Below are 15,752 nucleotides of genomic sequence, written 5' to 3' on the forward strand. Positions count from 1 at the left end.
AACCAGCCGTCATCAATCTTTTTCGCTCCGGGAATCTCGCACGAGCGGCCGGTTTGTGGCTGCTCGTTCTGTGACACACCTCATTGACGCAGCATTTCGCCCGGTGCTGTAGTATCGGGCAGGAACAGCCTTGATGGCGACCATGAACGACGCCAGCGCGAACAGCAAAGAGGTCGACGCCACCGCGACGCGGGTCTTCGGCATCGAAAAATATCTGTTCAAGAAGATCCCCTGGGCGCTGGGGTTCATGGCTCTTGCCATCCTGGTCCTGTTTCTTGCGCGCGGCGGCGACAGCAGCGACGACAACCAGGCGAGGGTGATCGCCTCGTTCGTGATGTTTGCCAGCCTCGTCTACATCGGTTTTGCCTTTCATCGTCGCAACAGCCCGCGAAAGCCTATGCTCGAGCTGTCTCCCGCCGGCATCCTCTTGCGTATCGCGAAGAACAAGGAACTCCGCATTCCGTGGAGCGAGATCCACGGTCTCGAACTGATCGACATCAGGGGGGCGAAGGGTCATGTCTTCCGTGACGTGACGGCCGCGCTTGTGTCGCGGGAATTTTTCGACGCCAACAATCCGGTCAAATCGTGGTGGGGGCGGGGTCCCGGATGGGACGTCCACTTCGTTCCCAGGGGCGAGATGGTGCAAGTCGCCTTCCACCACGACCTGCTGTCCGTAGCCGCCGACGAGTTGTGGCGGGAAATAGAAACGCGCTGGCGCGTGTTCAGCCACAACCCGTCCGCGCCGCTGCTGGCGACACCGCGTGTGGTCGGCGAGCGCGGCTGGATTTTCGGCTGGAAGCCGACACGGTCGCAGCAGCGCGCCGGTGCCGCCGCGCTGACCGTCGCAGCCGTGACCATGGTCTATTTCTGGCAATATCTGCACGCCTGGATCACCTTTCCCGATTTCAACGGGGATACCGGCAGTTATTATCTGAGCCAGGCGTTCGACCAGACGGGCGTCTATGCACGCCTCCCCGGCAAGGGCGTGGTTATCCTGCGCCGTGGCGATTTTTCCGGGATCGGCGTGACGCGCTGCCGCAGCGATGTCGAGCGCGATGCGGCCCGCAGCGGGCTGACGCCGGCCTACACCGCGTTCGCCATCTGCTCGACGGACATGCCGCACGTGTCAGGCGTAGCGGTTCGAGCCATCTTCAAGCTCGCCGGACGGACGTTCACGTCGAAGGACTGGCAGGACAAGCCGGTCGAATACAGGGCGATCTGGCCGGTGGAAATGAGCGTCGAGGAGGCCGACGCCAGGCTTTGCGATCTCGGCGTATGCGCGGACGCATAATAGCCACCAAACGCGCTGGCGTCAGGGTTTTGAGAGTCGCACCTGCAAGTAGCCCAGGTCACGGCTCAGTGTCCCAGGAGCCGAACGCTGGTATCGCGACGCAGTTCGGAATCGGCGCGGTCGACGCCCTCAACCGTGATCGCGATTGTCCCGTTCTCAATTCTTGCGATCCACCCCTTCGCCTTCATGTACCAGAGATGGAATTCGAGATGCTCTCGCGGACAGCCTAACAAGCGTTCGATTTCGACGTCGCCAATGCCGGGGTTGCTGACATCCTGGCGGCGCTTCACATAGAGCAGAGCGAGCAGTTTCGCCTGGACCACAGCGTCCTTCTGAACGCCTTTGGCGTCACTTGCTTCCGCGACCAATTGAAGGTGCGCACCGGCATGCTCTCGATAGGAGATGTCGTATTGCGCGCGCTTGACCGGATCTTTCAGGACGTTGTGTGCTTCGACGACTTCACTGAAGCGGGCTTCATTTCCGGTTTGCTGATTGTCGGGATGATAGCGCATCGCAAAATAGCGAAATATTCGCTCCAGCGTCTCCGAGTTGGCGTTTGGGCTGATCTCCAAGAGTTCGTAGTAATCGACGAACAATGCGCTGCTCCCTCAAACATCGCCCCCGAAAAACCGAGAGCCTGGGCCGCCCTTATCTGTTGCGATCCAGGCCCTCAACCGTCGGATTTCCACCAATGTTGCCAATGTTGCGCTTGCTTGAGCCCAGTCACAAGCCGGACTTTGGTCCGCCCTGCCGAATACCGGAAAGCAACAAACGCTGCGGGCATCCGATGTGCTGCAAGTCGACAAACCTCGACACTCAGGCGCTGATCGACCGGCTCGGGCCTAACCACGGGTTCGATGCATCAGAATCGGGTCGGGCTGTTCGGCTGCTCGGATTGCAAGACTGAGGGCAGGGATCGCCGGCGGTGGTTTTCGCGGTGGTTCCTGATTACGAGGGCATCGAGGCCAAGAGCAATCGCGAGTGGACGCCGACCTTCGAGAGAGGGTTTAGGGGACTTCAGTCTTAGTTGAGCTATCGCTAATACGCCTGTAGCTTGGGCGTTGCGGGAAACCCGAATACCAAATGTCCACGGTAGCATCGGGGCTGTTCGCCGCATCGTTGGAAGGCTATCCTAAGTGCTCTCAACTGTATTGCGGGAAAAGCTGGTTTGCGAATGCGGTCGCACCGGATATCTGAAACTACGAGAAGACAATCAGCCCCTCAGCGGCACCTGGGAATCCTACAGCTTGGAGGGTTTCGAGGGCGTCAGCCTGACGATCACCAGTTCGGGAAATATTCCGGGCGACAAGTTGGCCTATCTCCATCCTTTGTGTCCCCAATGCAGTCAGTGGGGCAAGGTGAAGTATGCCAGCCGAGCCTGAGCCGGCGCGAACCATCTACATGGTCAGCGTCTTCGACAAACCGCATTGGCGCACGATCCTGACGACCAAAGAAGACAAGGCCTAAGCCGACGCGCTGGAACAGGCGGTGGTCCAGGATGGCTATTCGCAGCCTCCGACTCGTTACCACGCCTTACATATCAAAGGCTTATGTTGCTACGCATTTCGGGGGCCAACAACATGGTTGGAGCGGATTTGGTATCTAAGTGATTGATTGCGTTTGGCTGGGGAACCTGGATTCGAACCAGGACTAACGGAGTCAGAGTCCGTGGGTCTACCGTTAACCTATTCCCCAGCAGGCGCTGTCGCGCTGGTGGGCCGCCGAAGCAGCCGCGCGTGCCTTGTAGCCGCCGCCGGAAAATAGTCAAGCCTGCGTTGCGTTTCAATCGTGGCCTTTGTTTTGTTCCGTCGATGCACGCGGGCAGGACTCTATGTCTCGCCGCGGCTGTATTGCGAATGCTCGAAAAACAGCACCACGCCCAGCGCGATCAGCAGCGGGATGATCAGGTAGAACAGGCGAAACACCAGAAGTGCCGCCAGCACGCCGACCGGGTCCATTTGCGACAGGCCGGCGAGGAACACCACCTCGAACACGCCGAGCCCGCCCGGCGCATGCGAAATCTGCGCCACCGAGAACGACACCAGGAACACGCCCAGGATGACGAAGTAGCCGGGATTGCCGGCCACGGGCAGGGCAAAGAAGATGATCGCCGCCGCCGCCAGAAGTTCGATCGGGCCGATCAGCAATTGCCGCGCCACGATCGGCAGCGCCGGATAGTGCAGCTGAAAGCCGGCGATTTTCAGCGGTTTCAGATGCAGCCAGCTGCCGAAGATGTAGGCGCCGACCAGAATGAGCAAAGCGAGGCCGGCGGCGATCGCCAGACCGTGGTGGGGTGCGCCGGAGAAGCGGTCGATGATTTCTGGTTCGAACACCAGCACCAGGCCGCCGACCAGAATGCTGGAGAGCACGAAGGTGATCCAGCAGATCGCCACCAGGATGCCGACATCCTGGCCGGTGAGCCCCCTGGTGCCATAGGCGCGGTAGCGGATGACGGCACCCGAAAACACCGAACCGCCGATGTTGTGCGACAGCGCGTAGGTGGTGAAGGAGCAGAAGGTGACGAACAGCCACGACACTTTTTTGCCGATATGCAGCAGCGCGATGTGGTCGTAGCCGGCGAGCGAAGCGTAGGCGACGACCGAACTCAGCGCCGCCAGCACCCAGCCGCGGGTGGGGATGGCGACGATGCCGTCCCAGACATCGTCGAGCGAGATGCCGCGCAGCTCATGCCACAGCAACAGCAGCGAAACGATGACCGCCGCAATGCCGATGACCGGCCACAGATAGCGCCTCCAGTTCATGGAGTTCTCGTCATGCGTTGCTGCCCATCGCCCAGGCCGGTGCGAAAAAATCCGCGATTCACCAACATTATTTCAGAAATGCCTCATTGAAGCCGGCTATTCAACCGGACATACCCCGCTATTCCAACCGACAAGCATTGCCGCTGCATGATGGCGGCAAAATTTGCCGCTCTGCTCTTGGTGATCCGGTCCCGCACTGCTACTCTGGTGGCAACTTAAAACATTTAGGTGCCTGCTGCGTCCGGTTTCCGGTTCGCGCGGCGCCGGAAGGACCCGAAGTGGAAGACCACGACACCGGCGCAGGCGCGCCGGAAGTGGGCGTGTCCAGGGCTTCGCCGCCATCAGGCGGGCCAAGCCCATCCGCCGGGCGGCCCCGCCAGGCGGGGCCTCAGTCCGGTGACGGACAGGCCGGCGACGCCCAGCATCAGCGCGGCAAAGCGAGAAAGCGGCGCAAGCGCCGACGCGGACGCAAGGTTTTTGCACGCGATGAGCTGGCGGTATCAGCCCATCTCGTTGCAGCCGGCCCGCCGCCCATCAACACCGCTGCCCCGAGCCCCGTAGTCGCCCCTCCGGTTCCGCAGCCAAGGCTGGAACAGCCAATGCATCGGCCGCCGCCGATGCAGGAACTGCCGGTGTTTGCCGCGCTCGATCTCGGCACCAACAACTGCCGTCTCCTGGTCGCGGTGCCGCAGCGCCATGGCCAGTTCCGCGTCATCGACGCCTTCTCGCGCATCGTCAGGCTGGGCGAGGGGCTGACCGCCAATGGCCGCCTGAGCCAGGCGGCGATGGACCGCGCCGTCGAGGCGCTGAAAATCTGTGGCGACAAATTGCGCAACCGCAAGATCAGGAAGGCCCGACTGATCGCCACAGAGGCCTGCCGCACCGCCGACAATGGCGTCGAATTCCTTGAGCGTGTCGAGCGCGAGGCGGGACTGAAACTCGAGATCATCGACCGCCAGACCGAGGCCCGCCTTGCGGTGTCGGGCTGCGGCTCGCTGGTCGAGCGTGACACCCAAGGCGTGGTGCTGTTCGACATTGGCGGCGGCTCGTCCGAAATCGCGCTGATCGACCTCACCGGCCAGCGCTCGCCGCGGCTGGCCAACCACATCGTGTCGTGGACCTCGCTGCCGGTTGGCGTCGTCTCGCTCGCCGAGCGTTTTGGCGGCCGCACGGTGACGCGCGAAATCTTTGCCGCCATGGTCGAGGACGTCGCGGTGCGGCTGAGGTCCTTCGACGGCCGCGACCGGCTGAGCCATGTGCTCGCCAGCCCAAAATTCCACCTGCTCGGAACCTCCGGAACGGTGACGACGCTGGCCGGCGTCCATCTCGACCTCGAACGATACGACCGCCGCCGTGTCGACGGTTTGTGGATGGACCGCGACAGCGTCGACCGCATGGTCGAAAGGCTGGTCGGCTGGGATTTCCAGCAGCGCTGCGCCAACCCGTGCATCGGCGCGGACCGCGCCGACCTGGTGCTGGCAGGCTGTGCTATCCTCGAAGCCATCCGCGCGGTATGGCCGTCGGAGCGGCTGCGCGTCGCCGACCGCGGCCTGCGCGAAGGTATTTTGAGCGAGCTGATGGCCGATGACGGCGTCTGGCGCAACAGCGGGCGAGGCCGACAGTGACTAAGAAACCGGAAAAGCCGGGCTCGGCAAGCATCCGCGTGCTGAAGACGCGGATCAAGAAAAAGAGCGGCCTGAAGGAATCGTCGCGCCGCTGGCTGCAGCGCCACATCAACGACCCCTACGTCCAGCGCTCCAAGGCCGACGGCTACCGCTCGCGCGCGGCCTACAAGCTGATCGAGATCGACGACAAGCATCATCTTCTGAAGCCCGGCATGAAGGTCATCGACCTCGGCGCGGCTCCCGGCGGCTGGTGCCAGGTTGCGGCGGCCCGGACCAAGTCCACCGCGGAAAACCCGCATGTCATCGGCATCGACTATCTCGAAATGGATGCGGTGCCTGGGGCGCCGGTGCTGCTGATGGATTTCCTCGATCCCGAGGCGCCGCAAAAGCTCGCCGAAGCGTTGGGTGGCGACCCCGATGTCGTGCTGTCCGACATGGCCGCGCCAACCACCGGCCACAAGCGAACCGACCATATCCGCACCATGCATCTGTGCGAAGTGGCCGCCGATTTCGCGCTGTCGGTCCTGAAGCCGGGCGGGCACTTCTTGGCCAAGACCTTTCAAGGCGGCGCGGAAAACGAGCTGCTCTCCATGCTCAAGAAGAATTTCCGCTCGGTGCATCACGTCAAACCGCCGGCGTCGCGGGATGAGTCGGTGGAGCTGTATCTGCTGGCGAAGGATTTTAAAGGCAGAGAGACGGGCGGCGAGTAGCGCCTTTCCTTCTCCCCTTGTGGGAGAAGGTGGCCTCGCGAAGCGAGGTCGGATGAGGGGTGTTCCAGCTTGGCGATACGTTTGAATCGCCACCGCCTCATTTCTTCCAGCACCCCTCATCCGTCTCGGCGCTGCGCGCCGATCCACCTTCTCCCACAAGGGGAGAAGGGAAGGCCGCCCCTACTTCCCAGCTGTACTCACCGGCTCCAGCGTCTTCGGCGTCGTCAGCCGGCCATGTCCCGACACCGCGTTGCCGGCATCCGGCGCCAGCCGCATGAACGATATTGACGCCGCTGCGGAGACCGCCGCGACGATGAAAAACGCGATGTGGAAATCGCCGAGCACCAGCGGGCCGCCATGGATCGAGGTCGAGACTTCCAGGATGCCGCCGGCCAGCGCCACGCCGAGCGCGATCGACAGCTGCTGGAATACCGCCGTGATCGGCGTTGCCTTGCTGGTGTCTTCAGCCGACACCTCGGCATAGGACAGCGCGTTGACGCCGGTGAAGAACATTGAGCGGATGAAGCCGCCGACCAGCAATATGGCCAACATCAGCGCATAGGGCGTCTCCGGCGTGAACAGGCCGTAGATGGCGATCGATGCGGCGGCGATCAGCGAGCCCCAGATCAGCACCCGGCGGAAGCCGGCGAGGCGGAAGATCAGCGCGGTCACGAACTTCATGCCGATGGCGCCGATGGCCGAGACGAAGGTGATCATGCCCGACTGGAACGGCGTCAGCCCGAAGCCGATCTGGAACATCAGCGGCAACAGGAACGGCACCGCGCCGATGCCGATGCGAAACAGCGAACCACCGAGCACCGAGGAGCGGAACACCTGGTTGCGGAACAGTTCCAGCGCCAGCAGCGGATTTTTGGCGCGCCGCGCATGCAGGAGGTAGAGCACGCCTGAGAGCAGGCCGACCGCCACGGTGATGAAGCCGATCGCCGGCGGCAGATAGGGCAGCGAGACCACCGACAGGCCGAAGACGACGCCGGAGGCCGCCAGCCCGCTTAGCACGAAGCCGACGAAATCGAGTGGCGGTGTTTCCATCGAGTCCGTCTGCGGCAGGAAGCGCGTCGCCAGCCAGATCCCGATCAGGCCGATCGGCACGTTGATCAGGAAAATCCAGTGCCAGGTGAAATAGGTGGTGATGAAACCGCCGATCGGTGGCCCCACAAGCGGCCCGACCAGCGCCGGCACCGTCAGCCAGGACATGGCGGCGACGAGCTCGCTCTTCGGCGTCGCGCGCACCAGCACCAGCCGGCCGACCGGCGTCATCATGGCGCCGCCTATGCCTTGCAGGAAGCGCGAGACGACAAAGGCCGGCAGCGAATTGGAGATGGCGCAGGCGACCGAGCCCAGGATGAAGACGCCGATCGCGGCGCGAAACACGTTCTTGGCGCCGAACCGGTCGGCCATCCAGCCGCTGATCGGGATGAAGATCGCCAGCGACACCAGATAGGCGGTCAGCGCCAGCTTTAGCGCGATCGGGCTGGTGTGGATGTCGACGGCGATCGCCGGCAGCGATGTCGCAATGACGGTCGAATCCATGTTTTCCATGAACAAAGCGACCGCCAGGATGAGCGGAATGATGCGGTTCAACGAACGCGTCCGAACTGGTCAAAAATCGTGCGTCGCCCGGGGGGCAAGCGATACGAAAGGGCGGTTATCACGCCTTCGGCCGGATGTCGCATTAATTTGCTGTCACTTTTGTGCGACCGCAACCCTTGGTGGCGGCTGTCGGGGCAACCCCAACACTTTGCGGTGACATGCAATCATCGTCTTTTCAACGTCACCGTGACGTGTTACCAGCCAGCGCCAATCCTGAAAGGGAAGAAACGAGTCGGCGCTGTCCATTGCGGTCCAGCGCTTTTTTGTATTCTCCCAGCGCTTTTTCGTATTCGAAGGACTGGCCATGGCAAAAATCATCGAAACGTCCACCGGCGCGCTGGCGCTGACCTTTGACGACGTGCTGTTGCAGCCCGGTCATTCCGAGGTCATGCCCGGCGAGACCGACATCCGAACTCGCATCGCCACCGACATCGACCTCAACGTGCCGATCCTCTCGGCCGCCATGGACACCGTCACGGAGGCACGGCTTGCCATCGCCATGGCGCAGGCCGGCGGCATCGGCGTCATCCACCGCAATTTCTCGCCGGCAGAACAGGCCGAGCAGGTGCGCCAGGTCAAGAAATTCGAATCCGGCATGGTCATCAACCCGGTCACCATCGGTCCCGACGCCACGCTGGCCGACGCACTGGCGCTGATGCGCACCTATTCCATTTCGGGCATTCCGGTGGTCGAGAATGGCGGCACCGGCGGCCAGAAGATCGGCCGCCTGGTCGGCATCCTGACCAACCGCGACGTCCGCTTCGCCTCGGATCCTTCGCAGAAGGTTTATGAGTTGATGACCCGTGAGAACCTGATCACGGTCAAGGAGAATGTCGATCAGGACGAGGCCAAGCGGCTGCTGCACCAGCACCGCATCGAAAAGCTCGTCGTCGTCGACAAGAAGGGCAATTGCGTCGGCCTGATCACCGTCAAGGACATCGAGAAGTCGCAGCTCAACCCGCACGCCACCAAGGATGCGCAGGGCCGGCTGCGCGCCGCCGCCGCCACCAGCGTCGGCGATGACGGCTTCGAGCGCGCCGAGCGGCTGATCGACGCCGGCGTCGATCTCCTGGTCATCGACACCGCGCATGGCCATTCACAGCGTGTGCTCGATGCCGTGACCCGGGCCAAGAAGCTTTCCAACTCCGTGCGCATCCTGGCCGGCAACGTCGCCACCGCCGAAGGCACGCAGGCGCTGATCGATGCCGGCGCCGACGCCGTGAAGGTCGGCATCGGCCCGGGTTCGATCTGCACCACCCGCATTGTCGCCGGCGTCGGCGTGCCGCAGCTTTCGGCGATCATGTCGGCGGTCGAGACGGCGCACAAATCCGGTGTGTCGGTCATCGCCGATGGCGGCATCAAATATTCGGGCGACCTGGCCAAGGCGCTCGCCGCCGGCGCCAGTGCGGCCATGATCGGCTCGCTGCTCGCCGGCACCGACGAAAGCCCGGGCGAGGTCTATTTGCACCAGGGCCGCTCCTTCAAGGCCTATCGCGGCATGGGTTCGGTCGGCGCCATGGCGCGCGGTTCGGCCGATCGCTACTTCCAGGCCGAAGTGCGCGACACGCTGAAACTGGTCCCGGAAGGCATTGAAGGGCAGGTGCCCTACAAAGGACCTGTGTCTGGCGTGTTGCACCAGCTTGCAGGCGGGCTAAAAGCCGCTATGGGTTATGTCGGTGGCCGCGATCTTGCCGATTTCCGCGAGCGCGCCACCTTTGTGCGCATATCCAACGCCGGACTTCGTGAAAGCCACGCCCATGACGTCACGATTACCCGCGAAAGCCCGAACTATCCCGGCGGAGCCTGACCAGCAGCCGGAGCGGCACATGCTCTGGCGCAACCAGGCGGCGATCGTGCTGCGGCTGTCGCGTCATGCCGGCGCGCTATGCGTTGCATCGGTGGCGGTTTTCATCGCCATGACGTTGCTGGAGTTTTTCTATTTCCGCCAGTTGAGCGGCGGCCTGCCGTCGCTCGATGTGCGCTTAGGCGGTTTCACGCCGGATGAGGGCATGGCCTGGCTGACAGCACTCGGCCGACGCGGCAGCGAGATCATCCTGGTCTGGCACTATTTGACCTTCGACCTTCTGTTCCCGGCGCTGCTGTCAGTGACCATGGTCAGCCTGATCCTCGCCACAGGGCGGCGGCTAAAACCCTTTCGCGCCCTGCCGGTGCAGGTTCAGTCGCTGTTGGCGCTGGTTGTCGTGCTGCCCTACACCTGCGCCGACTATGCCCAGAACATTGCCGTGGCGCGGCTTTTGTCCGATGCGCTGTCGGCCAATCCGGATTCGCTGTCTTTCGCCTCGTCGCTGATCGTCACCAAATTCGCGCTTCTGGCGCTACCTGTGGCCGTCATCGTTGCTTTCGTCGTCGCCAGCCAGCGGCGTCCACAGGCATGAACAACAAGGCAGGGGCAACGCCATGAGCCAGACAGCAATCTTCTGGCCGATGCTGGCGCAGGTGCTGCTGGTCTATGTCGTCTATGTGGTGATGGGCCGGCGCCGCTACGGTGCGGTCAAATCGGGCGAGGCCAAGGTCGGTCAATACAAGATACGCACGACCGAGCCTGCGTCCAGCGTCACAGTCGCCAACAATCTCATCAACCAGTTCGAACTGCCGGTGCTTTTCTACGTGCTGTGCCTGGCGTTGCACGCGACCAATGGCGTCAATTACCTGACCCTGGCCTTGACGTGGGTTTTCGTGATTTCCCGCTATGCCCATGCCTGGGTTCACCTGACCAGCAACAATCTGCGGTTTCGCAGCCGCGCCTTCTACGTGGGCGCGATCATTCTCTTGCTGGCATGGATCTGGTTCGCGCTGCACCTGCTCGGAGCCGTATAGGGCTCAAAGAAGGTTACAGATCGAACACCGCGATCTTGCGCTTGTCGAATTTGATGCCGATTTCGCCGCGCACCAGCTTCAACGCGGCCTCGCCGAACACGGCACGCCGCCACCCCTGCAGCGCCGGCACGTCGGCGGCTTCGCCTTCGGCGGCGATGCGGTCGATGTCGTCACTGGACGCCAGCACTTTCGAGGCAACGCCCTCCTTCTCGGCGACGATCCGCAACAGCACTTTCAGCAGCTCTGCAGCCGCGCTCGAACCCTCGGGGGGCTGAAAGCTCTTGGGCAGCTTCGGCATCTCTTCCCGCGGCAAGGCGAGCGCCGTGTTGACCGCGCCGAGCAACGCGGTTGCCGTCGATGAACGTTCCCAGCCCTTCGGCGTGGTGCGCAGCTTGGCCAACGCGGCCGCATCGCGCGGCGCCTGCTGGGCGACCTCGTATATGGCGTCATCCTTGAGCACCCGGCCGCGCGGCACGTCGCGCTCACGCGCCTCGCGCTCGCGCCATGCCGCCACCGTCTGCACGATCGCCAGCTCCTGCGGCTTGCGCAACCGCATCTTCAGCCGCTTCCAGGCATCTTCGGGGTGCGGATCATAGGTCTCGCGCGAAGTAAGCACCTCCATTTCCTCGTTCAGCCAATGGGCGCGGTTTTCCCGCGCCAGCTCGGCGCTGAGGTGCTTGTAGACATCGATCAGATGGGTGACGTCGGCCAGCGCGTAGTCGAGCTGCTTGTCGGACAGCGGCCGGTGGCGCCAGTCGGTGAAACGCGAGGATTTGTCGAGCCGGGCGCCGGTGATGCGCTGCACCAGCTGATCGTAGGAGACGCTGTCGCCGAAGCCGCAGACCATGGCCGCAACCTGGGTGTCGAAGACGGGATGCGGCACCAGATCGCCGAGATGGACAATGATTTCGATGTCCTGGCGCGCGGCGTGGAAGACCTTGACCACAGCCTCATTGGCCATCAGCCGGAAGAACGGGGCGAGGTTGATGTCGGGCGCCAGCGGATCGATCAGCGCGGTGACGCCGGGCGCCGCCATCTGGATCAGGCACAGGATCGGCCAGAACGTCGTTTCGCGGATGAATTCGGTGTCGACGGTGACGAAATCCGACTTTTCAAAAGCGGCGAGAACGGACTCGAGCTCATTTTGGGTGGTGATGACGTGCATCAAATCGCTTTTTAGTAACGGGTAAGGTTCTCTTTCAATTTCAGCCGTGGGCGCTTTCGTCAAGCCGCCCTTCAGTCAAGTATCCGTCGATCCGTCGGAATCGCCGTTCCTGCGCGCCAGCCGCGCGAAGATAGTCGATGTGCGCAGCAGCGCCGTGAAGCGGCTGCGCTTGCCCGCCGGCACGCTGCCGCGCACCTGCATGCGGTAGAGAATGACGGCGATGAGGATGGCGTAGACCATAGCACTGAAGACAAACAGGGCGCCCGGTCCGAAATACTGCATCACCGTCGACGCCGCGAAGGGGCCGCCAATGGCGCCGAAGGAATAGAACAGCATCAAAGCGGCGTTGATCAGCACGAACTCGCCCTTGTCGGCGCGGTCGTTGGAATGCGCCGCCGACAGCGAATAGAGCGGCATGGCGAAGCTGCCGAAGATGAAGACGATGATCAGATTGAGGGTCGGATTGGAGCCGGCAATAAACGCCAGTGCCAGCGCCGCCAGCAGGGCGCCGCATGTCGTTGCCAACAGCACCGCGCGTCGGTCCCAGCGGTCGGAGAGATAGCCCACCGGATACTGGATGAGGGCGCCGCCGAAGATGCCGACGCTGACGAAGGTGACGACATCGGCCACCGACATGCCGATCTGTTCGGCATAGACCGGCGACAGCGTGCGGAAGGCGCTGTTGGTGACGCCGACGCAGATGCAGCCGAAGCAGCCGAGAGGCGAGATTCGCCAGACGCGGGCGAGATCCAGCTTGACGTCCTCCGGTGGCGTCGGGTTGGAGCGGTCGCCGAGCGACACCGGCACCAGCGACAGCGTGATCATCATCGACATGATGGCGAAGATGGCAAAGCCGCCGGGGCCGAAGATCGGGATCAGGAACTGTGCGCCGGTCACCGAGCCGATATCGACCATGCGGTAGATGGCCAGCACCCGCGCGCGATCCTTGTTCTCGACGCCGGAGTTCAACCAGGCTTCCATGACGGTGAACAGGCCGGCAAAGCAGAAGCCGCCGGCAAAGCGCACCGCGCACCACATCACCGGATCGATAACCAGCACCAGCAACAGCGTGCCGGCCGAGGCGGTGGCGGCCAGCGCCGAAAAGGTCCTGACATGGCCGACCGCCTTGAGGATGCGGGTGACGGCGAGGCAGCCGAGCAGAAAACCGGCGAAATAGAACGTGCCCATCAGGCCGATGTCGGAGGCGGAAAATCCCTCCTGCGCGCCGCGCAGCGCAATCAGCGTACCCTGCAGCCCGTTGCCGCCAAGCAGAATGCCGGCGGCGATGAGGAGCGGGATCAGCGGGCGGATGGAGGACATGCGGAACCGATGTTTAGAGCATGATCCCGAAAAGTGGGAACCGGTTTTCGGAAAAGATCATGCTTCGACAAAGAGCTAGATGAGTATGACGATTCAACGAAACGTCATAATCATCTAGATGGCTCTGCAGTTCTGAACCATTGGTGCGGCCATTGCCAGCTTCATATCCGACCGCCAACAGTGTGTAGGCGTCAGGTCGCGGCTGTTGTCCAGCCGCCCGCCTCAGGAGGCCGGTCGACAGCCGCTCAGGCTTCGTGGGCTCTCGCCAACGCTTCGCCCGCCGATGCGGCAGGGCTGCTTGGGGCGGCCCTTCGGCCAAGCGAGCCGGCGGTCAGCAGGCTGAGGATGATAAACGGGATGCCGATGCCGAAAGCCGAGCGGATGCCCCAGTGGTCGGAGACGAAGCCGAGCAGCGGCGGGCCGAGCAGGAAGGCGACGAACGAGATTTGCGACAGCGCCGCGACGTTGATTGCCGCGGAGCGGTCCGTCCGCTGGGCCGCCGCCGAAATCGCCAGTGGAAAGATCGCACTGCTGCCGATTCCGAGCAGGGCAAAGCCCAGCATCGATACGAGCGGGGCAGGCGAGAAGAAGACGAGCAGCACGCCCATCGCCATCGTCGCCAGCAGCACCCGCGCCACGCCGCTCGGCGAATGGCGCTCGACAAAGCTGTCGGCGAAAAAGCGCGTGCTCGCTTGCGAGAAGGCAAACAGCGCCACCGTGAAGCCGGCGACGAACGGGCCTGCGTCGAACACGGTGCGCATGTAGATCGCCGACCAGTCGATGCTGGCGCCTTCCATCAGCATCGCCGAAAGCGTCACCGCAACCAGCAGGAGGATCGGCAGCGTCGGCCGCGCCAGCCTGGGCGCTGTCTCGTCATTGTCGGCAAAGCGGCTCGGCGCCGGTTCGTAACCGCCGAGAAACAGCGCCATTCCTACCGCCACCATCGGCACGACGATGGCCAGGTGCAGTTGCGGCGATATGCCGAGATGCGCAAGTGCGGCTCCAAACAGGCCGGCGCCGAAAAAGCCAATGCTCCAGAACGAATGCGCCCGGTTCATGATCCGGCGCTTGAGCAGGAATTCGGTCCTGTCGGCCTCGACATTGAGGATGATCTCGACGCTGCCGATCATCAGGCCGACTGGAATGAGCATCAGGAACAGCGCAAGCGGCCCAGGCGCATGCACGGCAAGGGCATAGGCTACCGACAAAAGCGGAACCAGCCCGAGCAAGGCGCGGCGGAAGCCGACGCGCTCCAGGATCGGCGCCGCGAGCGTCAGCGCGGTCAAGGTGCCGATCGGCGTCCCGATCAGGCTGAGCCCGAGCGTGCCATCCTCGATGCCCATGGCATGCTTGATGTCGGGAAGCCGCGGAAAGATGTTGCCCATGCCGAACGAGTAGATTGCAAACCCGGCATAGACCCGGTGTTGCGGAGCGAGGCTGAGGCCAAAGGTCATGACGATGCTTTCAAGGAAGAGAGGCTTTCAAGAGAGAAGAGCAGGGTTGCCGCCGACTGATATGTCCAACATCTTGCACAAACGTGCAAATCATGCAAGAACGTGCACAACGAAAACAGGATCATGCAATGCTGACCGATGAGCGGCATCAAATCATCCGCGACCGCCTTGCCGTCGAGGGAAGGGTGCTGGCCGGCGAGCTGGCGAGCCGCTTCGGCGTTTCGGAAGACACGGTTCGTCGCGACCTCAGGGAGCTGGCGAAGGCCGGCCAATGCCGCCGCGTCTATGGCGGAGCGGTCGCGGTCGCGGCCGCACCGTTCGCCGCCACGCCGGTCGTCCTGCGCGCCGGCCATGCTGTCGAAGAAAAGACGCGGCTGGCCCGCGCCGCCGTGGCGTTGCTCGGCCGCGGACAGACCCTGTTCATCGACAGCGGCTCGACCAATGCCGCGATCGCCAGGGCCATCCCGCGCGACCTCGATCTGACCGTCGCCACCAATTCGCTCGAAGTCGCCACGGCGCTGTCAGAGCATACCCTGATCGAGTTGATTGTGCTGGGGGGCCGGTTCGACCGCCACCTCGGCGCCTGCGTTGGCGCCGACACGCTTGCCGCCGTCGCCCAGCTTGGCGCGGACCTGTTTATTCTCGGCTCCTGCGGTCTCGATGCCTCGCGCGGCGTGACGGCCTTCGATTCGGCGGAGGCCGAGGTGAAGCGGGCCATGGCCAAGAACAGCGCCGGCATCGTCATCGCCGTCACCAATGACAAGCTGGCCACCGCCGCGCCGTACCGGGTCGCCAGGCCCGAGGCGATCCGCCACCTTGTGGTCGAAAAGACCGCGCCGGCTGCGATCCTCGCCGACTTCGAACGCCAGGGCGCCGAAATCCACTTTGCTTGAACAACAGGCCTGCGCCCGATCGCCCGGCTTGCCTTGACAAATCCGGCCTCCCATGCGCTTTTCGCGCAAATTTTGGACCGGGC

At 63.3% G+C, this 15,752-nt stretch carries 14 protein-coding genes and 1 tRNA gene; 7 read left to right on the plus strand and 8 right to left on the minus strand.

Annotated features, from left to right (window positions below; all coding sequences use genetic code 11):
- Positions 1 to 133: 133 nt before the first annotated feature.
- Entirely contained in the window at positions 134 to 1,291 is a 1,158-nt protein-coding gene (locus AC1DYC_RS03595; protein WP_477404043.1) for a hypothetical protein, read from the plus strand.
- Positions 1,292 to 1,356: 65 nt separating this feature from the next.
- On the opposite strand, the gene AC1DYC_RS03600 is transcribed toward AC1DYC_RS03595, so the two are convergent.
- The 3 genes from AC1DYC_RS03600 to AC1DYC_RS03610 all read right to left on the minus strand — a co-directional run bounded on the left by AC1DYC_RS03600 (position 1,357) and on the right by AC1DYC_RS03610 (position 4,053).
- Positions 1,357 to 1,887 (minus strand): DnaJ domain-containing protein, encoded by a 531-nt coding sequence (locus AC1DYC_RS03600; protein ID WP_477404045.1) that lies wholly within the window; start codon positions 1,885 to 1,887, stop codon positions 1,357 to 1,359.
- Between the two features lie 1,025 nt (positions 1,888 to 2,912).
- Positions 2,913 to 2,986 (minus strand) — tRNA-Gln (locus tag AC1DYC_RS03605).
- A 134-nt stretch (positions 2,987 to 3,120) separates the two neighbouring features.
- Positions 3,121 to 4,053, minus strand: coding sequence for a lysylphosphatidylglycerol synthase domain-containing protein (locus tag AC1DYC_RS03610; RefSeq protein ID WP_477304364.1), 933 nt, complete (start codon positions 4,051 to 4,053; stop codon positions 3,121 to 3,123).
- A 278-nt stretch (positions 4,054 to 4,331) separates the two neighbouring features.
- On the opposite strand from AC1DYC_RS03610, the gene AC1DYC_RS03615 reads away from it, so the two are divergent.
- Positions 4,332 to 5,678, plus strand: coding sequence for a Ppx/GppA phosphatase family protein (locus AC1DYC_RS03615; RefSeq protein ID WP_477404047.1), 1,347 nt, complete (start codon positions 4,332 to 4,334; stop codon positions 5,676 to 5,678).
- Positions 5,675 to 6,388: an RlmE family RNA methyltransferase gene (locus AC1DYC_RS03620; protein ID WP_477404049.1), complete on the plus strand. Its 714-nt coding sequence runs from the start codon at positions 5,675 to 5,677 to the stop codon at positions 6,386 to 6,388. Before AC1DYC_RS03615 ends, AC1DYC_RS03620 begins: the two co-directional genes overlap by 4 nt.
- A 180-nt stretch (positions 6,389 to 6,568) precedes the next feature.
- Here AC1DYC_RS03620 and AC1DYC_RS03625 read toward each other — a convergent pair whose 3' ends face one another.
- Both AC1DYC_RS03625 and AC1DYC_RS03630 read right to left on the minus strand, forming a co-directional pair.
- Positions 6,569 to 7,990, minus strand: coding sequence for an MFS transporter (locus AC1DYC_RS03625; protein WP_477404051.1), 1,422 nt, complete (start codon positions 7,988 to 7,990; stop codon positions 6,569 to 6,571).
- A gap of 102 nt (positions 7,991 to 8,092) precedes the next feature.
- On the minus strand, positions 8,093 to 8,317 hold the full coding sequence (locus AC1DYC_RS03630; RefSeq protein WP_436259577.1) for a hypothetical protein: 225 nt from the start codon (positions 8,315 to 8,317) through the stop codon (positions 8,093 to 8,095).
- Here AC1DYC_RS03630 and guaB point away from each other — a divergent pair.
- From guaB to AC1DYC_RS03645, 3 genes are read left to right on the plus strand one after another with little or no spacing between them, the layout of a single operon-like run.
- Positions 8,304 to 9,806 carry an IMP dehydrogenase gene (gene guaB, locus AC1DYC_RS03635; protein WP_477307595.1) on the plus strand — a complete coding sequence of 501 codons (1,503 nt, stop codon included), beginning with the start codon at positions 8,304 to 8,306 and terminating at the stop codon, positions 9,804 to 9,806. The two genes, AC1DYC_RS03630 and guaB, sit on opposite strands and share 14 nt — an antisense overlap.
- 19 nt (positions 9,807 to 9,825) lie before the next feature.
- On the plus strand, positions 9,826 to 10,395 hold the full coding sequence (locus AC1DYC_RS03640) for a hypothetical protein (RefSeq protein WP_477404053.1): 570 nt from the start codon (positions 9,826 to 9,828) through the stop codon (positions 10,393 to 10,395).
- Positions 10,396 to 10,417: 22 nt separating this feature from the next.
- Entirely contained in the window at positions 10,418 to 10,837 is a 420-nt protein-coding gene (locus AC1DYC_RS03645) for an MAPEG family protein (protein ID WP_477404055.1), read from the plus strand.
- 13 nt (positions 10,838 to 10,850) lie between these two features.
- Here AC1DYC_RS03645 and rnd read toward each other — a convergent pair whose 3' ends face one another.
- The 3 genes from rnd to AC1DYC_RS03660 form a co-directional block, all read right to left on the minus strand.
- Positions 10,851 to 12,002 (minus strand): ribonuclease D, encoded by a 1,152-nt coding sequence (gene rnd / locus AC1DYC_RS03650; RefSeq protein ID WP_477404057.1) that lies wholly within the window; start codon positions 12,000 to 12,002, stop codon positions 10,851 to 10,853.
- Positions 12,003 to 12,077: 75 nt separating this feature from the next.
- Positions 12,078 to 13,322: an MFS transporter gene (locus AC1DYC_RS03655; protein WP_477404059.1), complete on the minus strand. Its 1,245-nt coding sequence runs from the start codon at positions 13,320 to 13,322 to the stop codon at positions 12,078 to 12,080.
- Positions 13,323 to 13,567: 245 nt separating this feature from the next.
- Positions 13,568 to 14,776, minus strand: a complete 1,209-nt coding sequence (locus tag AC1DYC_RS03660) for an MFS transporter (protein ID WP_477404061.1) — start codon at positions 14,774 to 14,776, stop codon at positions 13,568 to 13,570.
- 128 nt (positions 14,777 to 14,904) lie between these two features.
- Here AC1DYC_RS03660 and AC1DYC_RS03665 point away from each other — a divergent pair, with 128 nt between their 5' ends.
- Positions 14,905 to 15,669, plus strand: coding sequence for a DeoR/GlpR family DNA-binding transcription regulator (locus AC1DYC_RS03665; protein ID WP_477404063.1), 765 nt, complete (start codon positions 14,905 to 14,907; stop codon positions 15,667 to 15,669).
- Positions 15,670 to 15,752: the final 83 nt, after the last annotated feature.

Source organism: Mesorhizobium sp. P2_E7, assembly GCF_056403855.1.